This is a genomic window from Allobacillus halotolerans, from assembly GCF_018967645.1.
Lineage (GTDB): Bacteria > Bacillota > Bacilli > Bacillales > Alkalibacillaceae > Allobacillus > Allobacillus halotolerans.
This window is the reverse complement of sequence record NZ_JAHLZF010000002.1, coordinates 120,505-137,667: the sequence shown is the minus strand read 5'-3', so window position 1 is coordinate 137,667 and position 17,163 is coordinate 120,505. Positions and strand designations below refer to the sequence as shown.

At 39.7% G+C, this 17,163-nt stretch carries 19 protein-coding genes; 14 read left to right on the top strand and 5 right to left on the bottom strand.

From position 1 onward, the window contains the following. Positions 1–52: 52 nt before the first annotated feature. The gene (locus KQ486_RS02355) at positions 53–619 is read right to left on the bottom strand and encodes a cysteine hydrolase family protein (RefSeq protein ID WP_216686672.1); all 567 of its coding nucleotides are present in this window, start codon (positions 617–619) and stop codon (positions 53–55) included. Positions 620–637: 18 nt separating this feature from the next. After that, entirely contained in the window at positions 638–1,384 is a 747-nt protein-coding gene (gene nadE, locus KQ486_RS02350) for an NAD(+) synthase (RefSeq protein WP_144161204.1), read from the bottom strand. A 284-nt stretch (positions 1,385–1,668) separates the two neighbouring features. Between nadE and KQ486_RS02345 the strand changes: the two genes are divergently transcribed. Then, positions 1,669–2,373: a DsbA family oxidoreductase gene (locus KQ486_RS02345; protein ID WP_216686671.1), complete on the top strand. Its 705-nt coding sequence runs from the start codon at positions 1,669–1,671 to the stop codon at positions 2,371–2,373. A 47-nt stretch (positions 2,374–2,420) separates the two neighbouring features. Here KQ486_RS02345 and KQ486_RS02340 read toward each other — a convergent pair whose 3' ends face one another. Continuing rightward, complete coding sequence (locus KQ486_RS02340; protein ID WP_216686670.1) at positions 2,421–3,068, bottom strand: hypothetical protein; 648 nt, start codon at positions 3,066–3,068, stop codon at positions 2,421–2,423. A gap of 253 nt (positions 3,069–3,321) precedes the next feature. On the opposite strand from KQ486_RS02340, the gene KQ486_RS02335 reads away from it, so the two are divergent. From KQ486_RS02335 to KQ486_RS02305, 7 genes are all read left to right on the top strand, one after another. Beyond that, on the top strand, positions 3,322–4,284 hold the full coding sequence (locus KQ486_RS02335; protein WP_144161212.1) for an MBL fold metallo-hydrolase: 963 nt from the start codon (positions 3,322–3,324) through the stop codon (positions 4,282–4,284). A 607-nt stretch (positions 4,285–4,891) separates the two neighbouring features. Continuing rightward, the gene (locus KQ486_RS02330) at positions 4,892–6,145 is read left to right on the top strand and encodes a YeeE/YedE family protein (protein ID WP_144161217.1); all 1,254 of its coding nucleotides are present in this window, start codon (positions 4,892–4,894) and stop codon (positions 6,143–6,145) included. Positions 6,146–6,352: 207 nt separating this feature from the next. Continuing rightward, entirely contained in the window at positions 6,353–7,138 is a 786-nt protein-coding gene (locus KQ486_RS02325; RefSeq protein WP_216686669.1) for an ABC transporter ATP-binding protein, read from the top strand. Then, positions 7,122–7,880 carry an ABC transporter permease gene (locus KQ486_RS02320; RefSeq protein WP_144161223.1) on the top strand — a complete coding sequence of 253 codons (759 nt, stop codon included), beginning with the start codon at positions 7,122–7,124 and terminating at the stop codon, positions 7,878–7,880. The genes KQ486_RS02325 and KQ486_RS02320 overlap by 17 nt, the downstream gene beginning before the upstream one ends. Before the next feature lie 17 nt (positions 7,881–7,897). Further along, positions 7,898–8,890, top strand: a complete 993-nt coding sequence (locus KQ486_RS02315; RefSeq protein WP_216686668.1) for an ABC transporter substrate-binding protein — start codon at positions 7,898–7,900, stop codon at positions 8,888–8,890. Positions 8,891–8,995: 105 nt separating this feature from the next. Further along, on the top strand, positions 8,996–9,187 hold the full coding sequence (locus KQ486_RS02310; RefSeq protein WP_144161229.1) for a hypothetical protein: 192 nt from the start codon (positions 8,996–8,998) through the stop codon (positions 9,185–9,187). 120 nt (positions 9,188–9,307) lie between these two features. Next, positions 9,308–9,793, top strand: coding sequence for a PaaI family thioesterase (locus KQ486_RS02305; RefSeq protein ID WP_216686667.1), 486 nt, complete (start codon positions 9,308–9,310; stop codon positions 9,791–9,793). 129 nt (positions 9,794–9,922) lie between these two features. On the opposite strand, the gene KQ486_RS02300 is transcribed toward KQ486_RS02305, so the two are convergent. After that, positions 9,923–10,819 (bottom strand): RNPP family C-terminal domain-containing protein, encoded by an 897-nt coding sequence (locus KQ486_RS02300; protein WP_216686666.1) that lies wholly within the window; start codon positions 10,817–10,819, stop codon positions 9,923–9,925. 182 nt (positions 10,820–11,001) lie between these two features. Between KQ486_RS02300 and KQ486_RS02295 the strand changes: the two genes are divergently transcribed. The 6 genes from KQ486_RS02295 to KQ486_RS02270 all read left to right on the top strand — a co-directional run bounded on the left by KQ486_RS02295 (position 11,002) and on the right by KQ486_RS02270 (position 15,833). Then, positions 11,002–11,151 carry a hypothetical protein gene (locus KQ486_RS02295; RefSeq protein ID WP_216686665.1) on the top strand — a complete coding sequence of 50 codons (150 nt, stop codon included), beginning with the start codon at positions 11,002–11,004 and terminating at the stop codon, positions 11,149–11,151. A gap of 177 nt (positions 11,152–11,328) precedes the next feature. Beyond that, positions 11,329–12,705, top strand: coding sequence for a sensor domain-containing phosphodiesterase (locus tag KQ486_RS02290; RefSeq protein WP_216686664.1), 1,377 nt, complete (start codon positions 11,329–11,331; stop codon positions 12,703–12,705). A gap of 216 nt (positions 12,706–12,921) precedes the next feature. After that, positions 12,922–13,359 carry an SRPBCC family protein gene (locus KQ486_RS02285; RefSeq protein WP_216686663.1) on the top strand — a complete coding sequence of 146 codons (438 nt, stop codon included), beginning with the start codon at positions 12,922–12,924 and terminating at the stop codon, positions 13,357–13,359. A gap of 78 nt (positions 13,360–13,437) precedes the next feature. Then, positions 13,438–13,734, top strand: a complete 297-nt coding sequence (locus KQ486_RS02280; protein ID WP_144161244.1) for a 4a-hydroxytetrahydrobiopterin dehydratase — start codon at positions 13,438–13,440, stop codon at positions 13,732–13,734. 74 nt (positions 13,735–13,808) lie between these two features. Beyond that, positions 13,809–14,144: a thioredoxin family protein gene (locus tag KQ486_RS02275; protein WP_144161247.1), complete on the top strand. Its 336-nt coding sequence runs from the start codon at positions 13,809–13,811 to the stop codon at positions 14,142–14,144. 234 nt (positions 14,145–14,378) lie between these two features. Further along, positions 14,379–15,833, top strand: coding sequence for a UDP-N-acetylmuramoyl-L-alanyl-D-glutamate--2,6-diaminopimelate ligase (locus tag KQ486_RS02270; RefSeq protein WP_216686662.1), 1,455 nt, complete (start codon positions 14,379–14,381; stop codon positions 15,831–15,833). Positions 15,834–15,890: 57 nt separating this feature from the next. Here KQ486_RS02270 and KQ486_RS02265 read toward each other — a convergent pair whose 3' ends face one another. After that, positions 15,891–17,081 carry an MDR family MFS transporter gene (locus KQ486_RS02265; protein ID WP_216686661.1) on the bottom strand — a complete coding sequence of 397 codons (1,191 nt, stop codon included), beginning with the start codon at positions 17,079–17,081 and terminating at the stop codon, positions 15,891–15,893. Positions 17,082–17,163: the final 82 nt, after the last annotated feature.

Here is a 17,163-nt window from a genome sequence, read left to right as displayed (position 1 = left end):
ATGTTCATACTAAATAACCTTCTCTGAACATCAGAGAAGGTTTGAAACAGAGTTATTGTTTTGTCTGTTGAAAGGCGCTTTCTATGTTCACCTTTGTCGTTGGCTGGATATTTGCGAACATCGAGCGTTTCATCAAACGAAGGGCGTTATCATTGTCTCCTTCCGTTTCGGAAGCTGTGCAATCACTTGGTACCCATAAGTTATATTCCCGCATATAAGCATCATCCGCTGTGAACAGCACACAGATATCTCCAGCAACACCGGTCAAAATTAGATTCTTGACACCTAAGTGGCTGAGTAAGATATCCAGTTGAGTACTATAAAAACCACTGTGTTTTGGCTTGATGATGAAAAAGTCATCTTTTTCAGGGAGGACTTGTTCAACGACTTCTTGTCCACGTTCATTTCTGCATACTTCAATGACATTTTCAACGTCTTCTTGCCAGAGGCCGAAGTTATCGTTTACATAAATCGTAGGTAAACCTAATTCCTTTGCTTGTTTTTTCAACTTCATGATGGGATCGACGATTGGTTTCGTATTTTCAAGAAGATCCTCACCACCCTCAAAATCCATTTTATTGATCATATCAATTAAAATCAGTGCTGTGTTGTCTTTCATAGGAACTCTCCTTCTAGCTTATGCGTCTAGTTGAGGTGGTCCAGGTGGAAGATGACGTTTGTGCTCTGAAGACTTGTGTAGTTTCATGAGTGTTTTTTCGTCTTCTGCCGGGATTTCTTCTCCACGAAGATAACGGTCGATTGCAGCGTAAGAAATACCCATCTCCTTTTCGTCCGTCTGTCCTTCCCATAAATCTGCGCTAGGAGCCTTGTTTAGTATACGATCAGGTACACCTAAGTATTTAGCCATTTCTTTCACTTGTTCTTTTCTGTAATTAACGAGAGGATTGATGTCGACACCTTCATCACCATACTTCGTAAAATAGCCGGTAAAGAGCTCCGAAGAATTTCCGGTACCAATCACTAGATATTGATTATTTTGAGCAATCGCATATAACGTTGACATACGTAATCTTGCTTGGAAATTCGCACCGACCAATTGAGCGGAATCTTTATTCCACTTTTCGCCAAGTGTTTTTTCAATTTGACCGAAACCTTCTTTAAATGCATCCGTCAGTTCAATTCCGATATGGTTTATTTTCGAATCCTTTGCGACAAGCAGTGCATCTTCTTCTGCCTCAACAGAGTTGTGGATCGGTAATAGGACACCAAGGGCATGATCACCAAAAGCGCGCTTCATGAGGTAAGCGACAACAGTGGAATCAAGCCCGCCGCTCAACCCGACGACGCCACCTTTTGCACCGGCTTGGTCTTTATATTCCTTTAACCAATTCACAATATGCTGTACATGTTTTTCTGTATCCATAAAAATCACCTCTTGAAAAACATTATATACATAAGCATTCCTTCATTGGAAGTAAACTAAACGCAAGAGGGATAAGTATTTTATGACCACTGTCGTTCGCGGTAACTTTGGTTGGAAAATAGCGCTTGTGTTCTGAAAACATCTTTGTAAAACATCGGTTTTTAAATGAATTGGATAGTCATATTGAAGCGAAACAGTAAGTTCAATTGGTTGATTTTTAAAGGGATTTCTTAAATAATGTTTAGAGAAATGTTTTGAATTGAAGTGAAGACGGAGGTATGAATATGAGAGTTGATATTTACTCAGATATGGTCTGTCCTTTTTGTTATATAGGTAAAAAACGTTTTGAACAGGCGTTGGAAAACTTCTCAGGTCAATCGGATGTTTCGGTGTCGTATCGAAGTTTCCAATTGGATCCGAACAGTCCGAAAGAAACAGATATGAGTCTGGATGAAGCATTGGCTAAAAAATATCAAATGTCAGTTGAAAAAGCGAAAGAAATGAATGACTCGATCAGCGAACAAGCTAAAGACGTTGGATTGGAATTTAACTTAGACAAAGCACGTCCGGCAAATACGGAAAATGCTCATCGGCTTAGCCATTATGCAAAAGAGCAAGGAAAGATGGAAGCCTTTGTCAACCGTACGTTGAAAGCATACTTTACAGAGGGCAAGAATATTAACGATCAAGATGTTTTACTGGGGCTCGCAGAAGATGTAGATCTTGATAAAGAAGAATCGATACAAGTTTTGGAAAGCGACCGCTTTAAAGACCAAGTAGTTGCAGATCAGCAGACAGCTGCGCAAATTGGTGCCCAAGGTGTTCCGTTTTTCGTATTTAACGATAAGTATGGCGTATCAGGAGCACAACCTAGTGAGACATTCTTAGAAGTACTGCAAAAGGTACAAGAGGAAGAAAAACAAGAGTCAAAAATTCAGGTGTTGGGATCCAAGACGGAATATTGTGATGACGACTCGTGCAATATGTAAGAAGAGAACCGCATGGCTATGATAGCTGTGCGGTTCTTTGCTTTCTATTAAAAAAAGAATGGAGTAAACAGTCGGAAAATATTAGTGAATGGATATCGACGACGACGGAATCTGCGGAATCTTCTTGGGTAATGATCATAGGAGCCGCCATATCCCCCGTGTCCATAACCAGATCCATAGCCGCCATAACCTCCGTGCCCATAGCCAGATCCGTAGCCTCCGTGCCCATAGCCAGATCCGTAGCCGCCGTGCCCATAGCCACCATAACCTGATCCGAATCCATTAATCCGTTCATCGGATGATTCCCTCAACTCATCCCCACATGGAATAATCAGTGTCACACCATCATCGTCATATTCATCTAAAATACCTTCTACCATCGATCCATCCATTAACTGCGCATGCATGAGATGAAGTTTATGCTTATTGCAGTGGTCATACATATTCTTTTTATGTTGTTTTTCATCCATTTGTTGTGGCATAAATCCATGCTGTCCAGGCATCATTTGTTGTGGCATATTACCATAATGTGCGGGCAGCTTTTGTTGATTGCAGTCCATTCCAGGCCCCATATAATGCTGTCCTTGAACCATACTTGGATTTCCTTGATGTCCATACATCATGCCGTGTTGATGGTGATCTCCACACATTGCTTCTGGTTGTTTCTTTGGCTGATAAGCATCTTTATGACTCATCATGAATCCCTCCTTTAGTCTTCATCCATAAGATATTCATTCATTAGGCAAGTGTGCTTGAGATTTTATGTTCCGTTTGGGAATAGAGACCGTTTAGTGGGTGGCATGTTTGAATCGATGAGATACATCTTAAGACTTCGGATGCGTATAATAAATAGGATGGAGTAATAAGATGTTACGTCTTTAAAGGGATTTTGCGATTTTTGTTGAATATAGTCATTAGTGTGAAATTATTTAGAAGGGGAGCGATAAAATGTCGACCATCACAGACTTAGGCGATAAAATTTCAATGGTTGATTTACATGACTTGTTTGTTCCAGAAAGAACGGGAAGCTATATTCTCCACGAAGAACAACCGTCAATTATCGAAACGAGTGCAAGTCCATCCATCCCTCATTTATTAAACGGCTTGGAACAATTGGAAATTCAACCAGAAGAAATTCAATATATTATTGTGACACATATTCATTTAGATCACGCTGGAGGCGTTGGTGTTTTACTGGAGCATTGTCCGAATGCAACGGTAGTCGTTCATCCACGTGGTGCTAGACATATCGCTAATCCAACGAAGTTGATTCAAGGAGCACGGGCGGTCTACGGTGACCAATTTGATCAATTATTCGATCCGATTAAGCCGGTGCCCGAAGACCGGATTATCACAAAGGAAGACGGCGAGCAATTACGCCTAAGTGAACATCGAGTTTTAACATTCTACGATACACCAGGTCATGCAAAGCATCACTTTTCTATACATGATTCTGTTAGTAACGGTATGTTTACCGGAGATACGATTGGTGTTCGTTATGCCCAACTGGCAGGTGAACATGAATTTATTTTGCCATCGACGTCGCCAAATCAATTTAACCCGGACTCAATGTTGGAATCCATGCAACGAATCAAGGATATGGGTGTTTCAAGAATCTTCTTTGGTCATTATGGGGTATCGGAAGATCCTGAAAATGTCTATCGCCAAATCACCTATTTTCTCCCTATATTCATGGATCGAGGCAGAAAGGTCGATCAGGACTATGAGGGACGGACATCATCCGAAAAGGCGGAATTGCTCTACGAGTTGCTAATTGAATCCGTCGCTTCACATTTAGTGGATCGTAAGGTGAGTGATGATCATCCTGTTTATCAGCTTTTAGAAGTTGATATGAAAGTTTGTGCACAAGGGATTATAGATTATTTAGACAAAAGTAAGTCTAAGCAGTGACTTAGAATTTGTTATATAGGTACTGTTGCTGAAAAAGTATCGAAAAGCTGCGTTTATCAGCGGTTCGAGCCTGTTTATCAGCAGTCAGAAGGCGTTTATCAACAGTTCGAGCTTATTTATCAGCAGTTAGCCTGCATTTATCAGCAGTTCGAGTCCATTTATCAGCAGTCAGCCTGCGTTTATCAGCAGTTCGAACCCATTTATCAGCAGTCAGAAGGCGTTTATCAGCAGTTCGAACCGTTTTATCAGCAGTCAAAAGCATTTATCAGCAGTTCGAACCCATTAATCAACAGTCAGCAAGCATTAATCAACAGTCCGATCACATTTATCAGCAGTCAACAGCAAGCATACGCCCAAAAAAGATCGATAACTCAATCTTATTGGACGTTATGCTGAACAATATTCTTTGAATATAAATAACAAATACGGATTGAGCGGCCGGACGATATTTAAAATCGCCTGCTATTGCTAAATGAAAGATACGAGAGACCATCACTCTTGTATCTTTTTTATTTTGGAGAATTTTTATTGACAAAAAGCCGGCAGGGGAATATTATAGACAATATGTTAAACCCGATTAAATCAATCGGAAATGGAGGAATTGAATATGACAACAAAAGTACAGCCTGTCAACGAGGCTTTAGATCCAATAAAAAGAGAAGATCAACAGTTAAATCAACCACAAACACCTTTGATTATAGCTGGCTTGATTGTAACGGCTATATTAATGGTGTATTTATTGTTCACCCAAGTCGCAATGCAATCTATTTTATTAATCCTTGGTTTATTACTTGGATATACACTGTTTCATGCGCGTTTTGGTTTTACATCTGCCTTTCGCCGCTTAGCAGCAGTAGGGAATGGGCAAGCCGTTCGCGCCCATATGGTTATGCTTGCGGTCGCGGTCACATTATTTGCACCGATTCTCGCATTCGGTGTGTCTTTCTTTGGTACAGGAGTATCTGGCTATGTTTCTCCTGTCGGTGTTAGCGTGATTTTAGGTGCGTTTTTATTTGGTATTGGAATGCAGTTAGGTGGCGGTTGTGCCTCTGGTACGCTCTATGCTGTTGGAGGTGGACGTACAGTAATGCTGTTTACTTTGCTATTTTTCATTGTAGGTTCAACAATCGGTGCCTATCATTTGCCATTTTGGACGGATGAGACACCATCTTTTGAACCGATCTCACTAGCGACATCTACAGGATTAGGCTATGGTGGCGCATGGATTGTTTCAATCGCATTATTTGGTTTAATTGCATGGATTACATTAGTAATTGAAAGAAAAAAACAACCACCACGTATGGCTCCATTGCCAAAGACTGCTGGTTGGAAACGGATCTTTCGTGGTTCATGGCCACTATTCGCAGCTGCAATCGGTTTAGCGGTTTTGAATGCTCTAACGTTAATGACAAGAGGCCAACCATGGGGAATCACATCAGCATTTGCATTATGGGGATCCAAAACAGCTCAATTTTTCGGAATTGATGTCGCCAGTTGGGGATATTGGCAAGGTGCAAACGCGGAAGTTTTGCAGTCTAGTATTTTTACAGATTCAACGACCGTTTTGAATCTTGGTGTCATTTTAGGTGCCTTTCTCGCATCAGCGGCTGGCGGATTATTTAAGTTTTCCAAGCTGACGAAAGGCAATGTAGCAGCTTCAATCATCGGTGGACTGTTGATGGGATATGGCGCACGCCTAGCATTCGGTTGTAATATCGGTGCTTACTTCGGTGGCATTGCTTCATTCAGTGTGCATGGTTATGTATGGGGATTGCTTGCATTGGCAGGAACCTTTGTCGCTCTGTATCTACGACCTCTATTTGGTTTATCGGTACCGAAGCCTAAGGATTCATTCTGTTAGCAAGGATAAAAGCTACTCTATAAAAAGAGTGGCTTTTATTCTTGTAAGTAGCAGATAAACACGCTTATTTCCCAAATTAGTAGGGTGTTAACTTATTTTAAAGAAAACATAACAAATAATTGACACACTTTATGTCTCCACTGTATAATCTACTATTATAAAATAAAACCGAGTAATTATATCGGATTAATTAGGAATGGTGCTTAAATGTTTTTGGAGCTAAAGCAAGTAGGTAAAAGATACAAAGATCAACAGAATCAGTTTGAAGTCTTTTCCGATATTGATTTATCCATTGAGGAAAATCAATTTGTTTCCATTCTCGGTCCTTCAGGTTGTGGAAAATCTACGTTGCTTTCAATGATTGCAGGCTTAGAGAACGTAACAGAAGGCACCATTTTGTTGGAAGGGGAAGAAATCAGTAAACCGGGCTCGGACAGAGGGATGGTTTTTCAAGAACCTTCACTGTTTCCTTGGTTGAATGTAAAGAATAATGTTCTTTACCCGATTAAGAAGCAATTGCCGAAACAAGAAGCGGAAGAACGGGTGAAGCATTTTTTGAAAATGGTTCATTTAAGTAAATTCACCAATCATTATACTTACGAATTATCGGGTGGGATGCAACAACGCGTAGCGATTGCAAGAGCGCTGTCGATGGATCCGAAAGTGCTTTTGATGGATGAACCGTTTGGTGCTTTGGATGAACAGACTAGGGATTTAATGCAAGATGAGTTAACAAAGATTTGGCAAAAAACAAATAAAACCATTCTATTTGTTACGCATAGCATTCACGAAGCCATCAAGCTTTCCGATCGCGTCATTGTCATGGGGATTCGTCCGGGTCGGGTCATTGCAGACATCCATGTTGATTTGCCACGGCCTAGAAAGAGAAGTAATCCGGATGTAGTTAAACTGGAAAGCCAAGTAATGGACTTACTGAAAGTCGAAATCGACAAAGTGCTAAAGGAAGAAATAGACTATGAAGCTAGCAATTAAACGAATATTGTTTCTGGTTGTCGTTGTGGGAATCTGGCAGCTGGTTGTGGCAATGAATGTTTTCCCACCAGTCGTTTTGCCAGGTCCCCTTAAGGTACTGGAAGCTTTATATGATGGCTTTGCGAGTGGGAGTTTACTCGTAGCGCTAGGAGCCAGTTTTAAACATCTATTAATTGGTTTGTCGCTCGCATTACTTTTCGGAACAATTCTCGGCGTCATTCTCGGGAAATCACGCCAAGCGGATGAGACGGCCGGGATGTACTTAATTGCTCTACAAAGTATTCCAAGTATTGTCTGGGTACCTTTATCCTTGATGTTATTCGGATTCACGGAGTTCGCCGTAATTTTTGTTGTCGTATTAGGTGGAACGTTCGTGATGGCATTGAATGTTCGGTCAGCGATTCAAAATGTCCCGCCTCAATTGGTGAAGGCAGCAAGAACGATGGGCACAAGTGGTGCGGAGTTATTTTACCGGGTAGAAATCCCGGCGAGTATTCCTTATTACATGACAGGTGTACGCCTTGCTTGGGCGTTCAGCTGGAGAGCTTTAATGGCTGGGGAATTATTAAGCAATGGACCAGGACTGGGGTACTCCTTACAGTTTGCCTCCGATTTTGCCAAAATGGATCAGGTCATTGGAATTATCATCATTATTGGTACGATCGGTGCAATCGTCGATCAGTTGGTCTTTTCAAAACTAGAGAAAAATGTCCTTAAACGTTGGGGCTTATTAAACACATAAAAAAGGAGAGTCATTCAATGAAAAAAATGATTTTGTTCGCAATGGTATTAGTGTTAGGTGCATTGATGGCAGCTTGCGGTAGTTCCAATGCGGAAGAGGATTCGAATGAAGAAGTGACGATTGGTTACTTTCCAAATATAAATCACGTTGCCGGCATGGTTGCAGAGGAAAAAGACTTATATTCAGAATCGTTGCCGGACGGAACAACTGTCAACTATCAATACTTCCCAGATGGATCAGCGTTTATGACGGCGCTTGAAACCGGTGATATTGAAGCAGGTATAGTCGGTCCCGGACCTGCCATGAACCACTATACGAGTGGAGCAGAGGTAAGTGTTGTCGCAGCTGGTTCAACAGGCGGTACGGTCATCATGGCGAGAAAAGGTGCAGGAATTGAATCACCTGAAGACCTTGCAGGGAAAAACTTCATTTCACCAAGAGTTGGATGCACACACGATGTTCAGTTTGAGACACAAATGAAAGAAGAATATGGCATGACAACCGATCGTGTGAACGGTGAAATCAAACACGTCACAGGTAAACCAGCAACTTATTCTAATATGTTTGCAACAGGTAATGTAGATGTTGCAACGGTACCTGAACCATGGGCGTCATTTATTGAAGAAGAAGGAACAGGTGAAGTTTTGATTGATACACCAGACGTCGCATATGGTGAGACATTACCGGCCGCTGTTTTTGTCACATCAAATGAATTAATTGAAAATGATCCGGAACTTGTTCAAAGTATCGTGGATGGACATAAAAGTGCAACAGAGTTTATCCAAAACAATCCGGATGAAGCGAAAACAATTGCGATTGATAAAATCAAAGACATTACTGACCAAGAACTATCTCCTGAGGTCGTCGATCGGGCATGGGAGCGAATTACTTTCACCTACGAGGTTAACTCAGAGGTGTTGCAGGAGTTCGCCAATTCTTCTCATGACTTAGGTTTCTTGGATGAACAGCCTGATTTGTCAGGTCTGGTCGATAAACAATTTATTGAATAGATCTGCTAAAAGCCACTCGGTTTGCCGGGTGGTTTTTTCTTTCTCAGAACTTCCGGTAGTGATGAATAGTCAATTTATTATAATTTAAAGCTTTTCAATAAAGTCATGATAATATATGTAGAAATCGGCCAACAAAGCATTGCGGCCGATGTTGCTGAGAGATATGAATACAATAACAACCAAGTAAATGCTATTCATCATCTAGTTGTTGAAGATGGCGTGTATAAAATCAATGTGACAGAAACATTAACCGATACAATCGTACTGATCGATCAAGACGGCAATCCAATTCAATAGAAATAGAATAGGGTGTTCAAGCGGCGTAGCTTGGATGCTCTTATTAATAGAAAAGAAGGAATTCATCACTCACTTATCGAATCTATTTAAGATGGAAGAGAATATATTTTTAGAGGTGAGATGATGGAAGAAGTTAAGCATGCGATTCAAGATGATTATCCAAATGATTTTGCTCATTGCTTTGGTTGTGGACATCAAAATAAGGATGGACACTTATTTCGAACAGGATGGAAAGGTGATCAGTCGATAACCGTATATCAACCTAAGCCAAAACACACAGCCATTCCTGGATTTGTTTATGGTGGATTGATCGCTTCCTTGGTAGATTGTCATGGTACTGGGTCAGCAGCTCTCTTTTTACATAGGAAGAATGGTCACGAGCCAGGTGATGGTGAACCGGCGCCACGCTTTGTGACAGCCTCGTTACATGTGGACTATTTAAAGCCGACACCTCAAGGCGTTCCGTTGAAAGCAGTTGGCGATATTGAAGAGATTCATCCGAAAAAATTCAAGGTGACGACCAGCGTTTATGCTAATGATGAAGTTGTTGTAAAGGGAGAGGTTGTGGCAGCCGTTATGCCAGATACGTTTGCGAATAAGGGATAAAATAATTCGTCATTCCATATATAATGAAAAGCTAATGAACCCTGGCAATTAAGAGGCCAGGGTTCAATTCGTTCTATTTATCTAAAAAAGTTCAAATATTTGTAAACAACATCATAAAAATGTGGTATATTAAACTTGTTTATGTAAATTTTGCAGCTCGTCTAACTTGAATAAAGCTTTTTGGTAATACTGGTTTTCTTCAGTCAGGTCAAAAACTTGCTTTGCTTTTCGAAAAAAATCAAGTGCTTGAACCATTTGTTCAATTTCTTCATATGCTCTACCAACAATGAAATAAAGGTGACCCATTCCATAAAAAGAACGATTATTTCTACATGAGGTCAGCCCTTTTTTCGCGTGTTCAATCGTCTTTTCATAATTGGAGATCATCAAATAACAACGGGCAAGGTTATACCGAATCATGATTTCAATGTTATGATTCCGAATAATTGGTAGTTTCTTGACAGAGAAAAGTAAATCTTCATACAGATCGATGGCCTGTTTGTATTGTTTGAAGTCCACCAATATGTTTGCTTTATTCATCAAAATTTCAATCTCACGCTCGGATTTGACCTTATGGTTTGTATTGAATAATAATAAAGCTTCATTCAGTAAATCTAGTGAGGTGTCCAGGTCCTTATCCACATACCTTTTACATAATGCTTTATGCCATAAAATAAATTGTTTAAAACGTCTGTTTTCATATAAGGGAGTTTGTTCTTCCTTTTCTATTAACCTTTTCAAAGCAGTGTAATTATCTTGGATGACCAATTCCCGTGCCTGGATTTCTACTTCCAGAGAGTAATCCATTCGTTCGGGAAAAGTAGTGTCATAAAAGTAATTCACATCCACACCGAGCCGTTCGGAGATTTTAAATAGAATATCTGCCGCAATCGCCAAAGAGCCATTTTCAATTTTACTAATGTAGGCTTGGGTACAGATGCCATCACACAACTCCTTTTGCGTCATATGAAAGTACCTTCTTAAATCATAGATTTTTGCCCCGATGTCTTCACGGTTATCTATCAAAACCTCACATCCTTTTACAAAATTTCCCTTAAAATATTCCAATGTTTATACTTTTTGAGAAAAACGAAGAAAACAAAAGAAAATGATCATTTTTTCGGCTCAAACCGTTTTAAATCGCAAATCCATCGATTTTGATAGTGTGATAGATTTAATATAAATCAACTCGCAAAGGAGGGTCTGGTTTGAAAAAGCTTTTGAGCCTTGTAGCTGTTGTTCTTATTGTTTCTAGTCTCTATGGATTTGACGCGAGCCAAGAAAACACGTCTGAAGAAGCGTTTGTTACCATTCAAGGTATTGGAAATGGAAACAATGATCTCGGTTCGCTAGACTAATTGTTCGTTGCAAATCTACAAATGATACAACCATCCATATCGGGCTACCCCAGCAATTTTGGTGGCCCTCTTTTTTCAAATTGAATTTTCACAATATACATAAATATATTATACACTGTTTGACATAAAACGAAAATTAGCCATCACTATTAAATCATAGCGAGGGAGGATTCTTTTATGGTTCACCAACAAGTGAAGAAACAAGTAAAGGTTACGCCAGAAGAATTCTTGGAAGGTTATCGTTATATCGAGGAAGCGATGAATCAATCAGATTCCTATGAAGATGCCCTACATCATATTTTGAAATACTTTGACCGTAAACTAAACGGCACATACAGTGCAATTATGATTGTGGACGAGAAGAAAGAATTTTTTCAGGAGTGTATTTCTAATGGACTATCTGAAGAGTTCAAGGAAGCATGTTGTGGAACAGTGATTGAGAAAGGGATCGATTCAAATGCAACGGCTATTCGCATGGAAAGAGTCGCTTTTTCAGAAAACATTTCGAATGGCCTGTCAGGGGATGGTTATCAAGAAGTGTCTGATCTACTGAGATTAAGCTCTTGTTGGTCTATTCCTATCTTTGACTATCGTGACCGCGATGTGATCGCTGTATTTTCCATCTTTTCAAAACAATTTCATTCACCGACCAATCGTGAAGTAGAAATTGTCAAATCCTTCCGCTCGCTATTAACCTTGTTAATTGCAAATTATATTCAATCCGAACAAATGCGAATTGACTTTTCGTGGATAAACGAAATCAAAGAGCCAGAATCCAAAGCTGATGAGCAATTTAAATGTGAGTTATTGAAAGCGATTGAAAATAAAGAGATTAAACCATTTTATCAACCGCTATATCAAATAGATACCAACCAAATCTACGGTTTTGAAGCATTAGCTCGTTGGGATCATGCACAGAAAGGGATCCTGCCGCCAAGTGAATTTATCGAGTATGCCGAAGAACACGATATCATTGACTTGATTGACGACCTCGTCGTGGCGCAAGCTTGTATGGATATCAAAGAGTTAATGGAAAAGCATCATCAAGATTTTGTCTTGTCCGTTAATATTTCGGCTCGTCATATTACCCAAGTGAATTTTTCTACAAAATTAAAAAACATCTTAACCAATACAAATTTCCCTGGAGAACAGCTCGCACTTGAAATTACGGAGACAGCTTTAATGCAACAAATTGGCCACGTCTCAAAAACAATCGATCGAATTAAGCAGCAAGATGTGCAGATCTCGATTGATGATTTTGGAACATCTTATTCCTCATTAAATTACTTGAAGTATTTATCGGTTGATATGATTAAACTTGATCGTTCATTTGTGCGAGATGTCATTTATAACCCAGTCGATCAACGAATCTGTAAAACGATTATACAGCTCGCAGAAGATTTGAACTTAAAGCTATTGGCTGAAGGAATAGAAACGAAGGAGCATTACGAAATGATTCGTAGCTTTGGTTGTAAAATCTTCCAAGGATTCTACTTCAGTCATCCGTTAAAATTTGAAGATATGAAGAAACAAATTGCTCAACAACGTACATGAAAATCGCTAACTACCTTACTATTGGTTTGCATATTACTCCCTTTTCAATTTGTCCTAACCTTAAAAACGGTTAGGACATTTTTTTGAAAAGAAATTGCTGCCTTGCCAAACTTTATTCAACTCCCAACAGTAATGCTCATTACCTTTAAGATGAGTCATCACTCGGTAAATGATATAATGAAGTAAATAATTTACGGGGATGGGGGAAGAGCTTAAATGGCAATTCAGTTAGAAACCGTCATTGAAGCACCAATCGAACAAGTTTTTGATGTAGCTTCCAATTATCGATATACAGAAAAAATGAATCATATTGAAGATGTAGAGATCATCACAGACGGTCCTGTTGGATTGAACACTGGAATCAAGGAAACGAGAAATATTCGTGGATTCAAAGTGGAAAATATCCTGAAAGTGACTGAATTTGAACCGAATAAACGATTCACGATTGAGAGCCAACAGCATCAACTGTTTCTGACGTACACATATCTTTTTTCTGAAGTTGAAAAGGGTACAAAAGTGGAGTTCATCGGCAAACTCAAACCATCCGGAATAAAGAATAAATTGTATAAACCGCTGATCACAAAGATGATCAAAAAAGAAGATGGGGAACAATTAGAAGTCATGAAACAATATATTGAGGAACAGCATCAATAGTTGTTTTACTGATAAAACATCACTTTTCTTATTAACTTCTTTGATAGAAGGGTATACAAGAACGAGGAGGGAAAATGAATGGAACTATTATCAGAAGAGCAGATTGAACAAGAACTCGAAAAGCTATCCAACTGGAAGCGGATTGATGAAAAGTGGATTCGCCGTCGTTATAAATTCGAAAATTATTTGTTAGGAATTGAGTTCGTCAGCAAAGTGGCAGCCTATGCAGAGGGAAAGCAACACCACCCCAATATTGCGATTGATTATAAAGTTGTAACGCTTAAAATTTCATCTTGGGAAATGCAGGGAATTACCGATTTGGATATTGAGATGGCGAATTATTTTGATGAATTATATGAGCAATCGGATAAATAATAACACGATAGATGGATGCTGCCTGGTGAATTTTTGCTAGGCAGTTTCAACACGTATAAGGAGAAATGAATGATATGGAATTCTTCGAACGTCTAACAACCTTGGAAGAAGCGGAACAATTAATCGAAGGAAACAATGTGGCTTTTTTGTATATTTCACAGGAAAACTGTAGTGTTTGTCACGGGTTGAAACCACAAGTGAAAAAGGTGATGGATCAGTATCCGAAGATCCAAGCTGCTGAAATCCGTACAGATGATGTCCCGGAAGTGGCTGGAAAGTTTCATATCTTTACGGTGCCTGTTCTTTTGCTTTTTGTAGACGGAAAGGAATATCACCGTGAAGCTCGCTCGGTTTACATGCAAAAATTTGACAAAAAGATAAAAGAACTTTATGAAAATTATTTTGAATAATTTATTTTACTTATATGTTAGTCATTGGCCCTGGCCTGAGTAGTTATGCGGTAACTATCGATGAAAATGTTTAAACTATATGGTGCTCCTCACGTGCGTTATACGTATTTTTTATACTAGGACATTTGACTAACTAGCGAGCAAGGTCTTTTTCCTTAATCAATAAGAACTGTTTTTAAAATGGACCATTGAGGGTAAACTATACAAAATTACCGTGTCACCTTGGAGGCAACCATGAAAATTGAAAAAATCCTTAGTGGAATTTCATATAAAAATCCATACAATCAACCAATCGATCACATAGATATCCTAGGGATTACCGATGATTCACGTGAAGTACAAGATGGTTATATGTTTATTGCCGTCAATGGTGAGAAAATCGATGGACACCAATACATTGATGAAGCCATTCAAAACGGAGCTTCAGTAATTGTCGGCGAGCGTCCTACACCCTTGGAGAAGACTGTCTATTTATCTGTGGAACAGTCAAAGTCGGTTTTAGGAATCCTCGCGAAAAATTTCTATGATACGGCTGACAAAAAGCAGCAGATCATCGGAATTACAGGAACAAATGGAAAAACAACGACAAGCTATATGGTAAAAGAAACGTTGGAAGCACAGGGATTTCAGTGTGGGATTGTAGGGACAATCCAAAATATTGTTAATGGACAAGCCTTCAAGACGATTAATACGACCCCGAACCCAATAAAATTACATCAACTACTTCACCAAAGTGAAGACGATGTCATGATCATTGAAGTATCATCACACGCTCTGAAGCAAGACCGTGTCAAAGGTGTAGACTTTGATGTGGCCGTTTTTACGAATTTAGAGAAAGAGCATTTGGATTATCATTCAACGATGGAAGACTACTTTGAGACCAAGTATCAACTGTTTAAACAATTAAAGAAAAATGGACTAGCAATCGTGAGTCGGGACAATTCATGGGGAGAAATTGTTTATCGCAGGCTGAAAAATCAATCGTATCAATTAAAAACAATCAGTACTGAAGTGGAAGCTTCAATTCTTTTGGATACAAGGCAGTCAACGATTCAGTTTGCCAATGAAAAAGCGATGTCATTCGAGTTGAAAATGCCAGGTGAACATAACCGCTTAAATGCAACGATGACCCTGCTTGTCGGTGAATATTTTGGGTTAGACCGCGAAAAGTCGATGAATGTCTTGCGTAATTTTTCTTCTTTGCCAGGTCGATTCGAGTCGATTCATTTCCCGGGAAATATACGAGTCGTCATCGACTACGCTCATACGACAAAAGGTATTATTTATTGCTTGAAGGCCGCTCGTGAATGTGATGCCAAACGAGTGATTCATGTGTTTGGATTTCGGGGCGATCGCGATGAATCGAAACGTGCTGATATGTTGATTAATTCGGCGATGTACAGTGATCAATATATCTTAACCTTAGACGATCTCAACGAACAACCAGAAGAAGAGATGGTTCAAACACTGCACAGCTACCATGCCAAATATGGCCATTCACAAGGAAAAATCATACCCGATCGTACACTTGCCATTAAAGAGGCCGTTGAAGCAGCAGATGAAGGCGATATAATCTTGGTGACGGGTAAAGGTCACGAGTTATATAATCAAGCGTTTCAATTAGGGACAAATTCGGACAGGGAAACCGCCGAAAAATTAAAGCAAACGGTGAAAGATATGAGCATATAAAAAGCATTCCAACATCGATCGAATCGATTTGTCGGAATGCTTTTTTGATGGACTCAACTATCCTGCAGACTCACTCGCTACTTCAATTCTCTTCTCTGCAAGGGACAACAGATAGACAGAAAGGAATGGCAATAGAAGGAGCAATGCCAAAATGCCAAAAAGGACTTGAATTGAAAAGTAATCGACAATTAATCCTCCGAAAGCGGGGCCAGTCATCTTGCCGGCTGTAGCAACACTATTAATAATACCTTGATAAAACCCTGTTCTGCCTTTTGGTGCTAAGTTACCTGCAATCGTCGGCACTGCAGGCCAAACAAACATTTCACCAAAAGTGAGTATCACCATACCTGTTGCAAAATCAGCAAAGGATTCGGCTTTAAGGATATAGATAAAAGAACCGAGGAATATCGTATTACCGACAACGATTTGCATTTTCGGACTCGTAATCCAGCGGGTGATCAGCTTCATCAATGGCTGACCTGCGATGATCATAGCACCATTAATCGTCCATAACACGCTGTACCGATCAATCGGGATTCCTAAGTCCTGTGTATAAGACGCAATGGTTGTTTGCCATTGTGTATAAGCAACCCAAGCGATAAAGAAACCGATACTTAAAAAGCCAAGAGCCAAGAAAGACTTTTTGTTTTTAATTGCTAGCCCTTTACTGAAGACGGTTGAATAAGCATTCGCATCCACTTTCTTCTCCATCGGTTTAAATGTAAAAAACACAATGATATAGAACAGAATAAAAAGGGAAGCATTTGCCCAAAAAATATAAGAAAAAGAATAGTAAGCAACAAAACCACCAAGCGAAGCACCCAGGGCGACACCGACGTTTTGTGCGACGTAGATCGCATTAAACGAGCGTCTGCCGCCTTCAGGCCACACCGAAGTTGCCATTGCGAACATAGCAGGAACGATGACACCTGAACCTAATCCCATCACGATTAACAGAATCGAATAAGGGACAAGTGAATGGAATTGCGTTAACACAACAGCGGAAATGAGCGTTAAAGCTCCACCACTTAAAATTGTACGATATCCGCCGATTTTATCAAAAAGCGTTCCTCCGACTAAATTACCGACGATCGCAGCTCCTTGATTGAACATCAAAATGAGCCCAGCGAAAGTCAGCGACTCACCAAGCTCATTGTGCATATAAATTGTATTTAACGGCCAGATAAAAGAGGCACCTGTGACGTTAATGGATGTTGCGATAATTAAAATCCATACCTGTTTTGGCATATGCTAATACTCCTAACCAGTAGAAAACCAAGACTTTATTTCACGTATTTTATCACGATTAGTCGAAAAAAACTATCAGTGG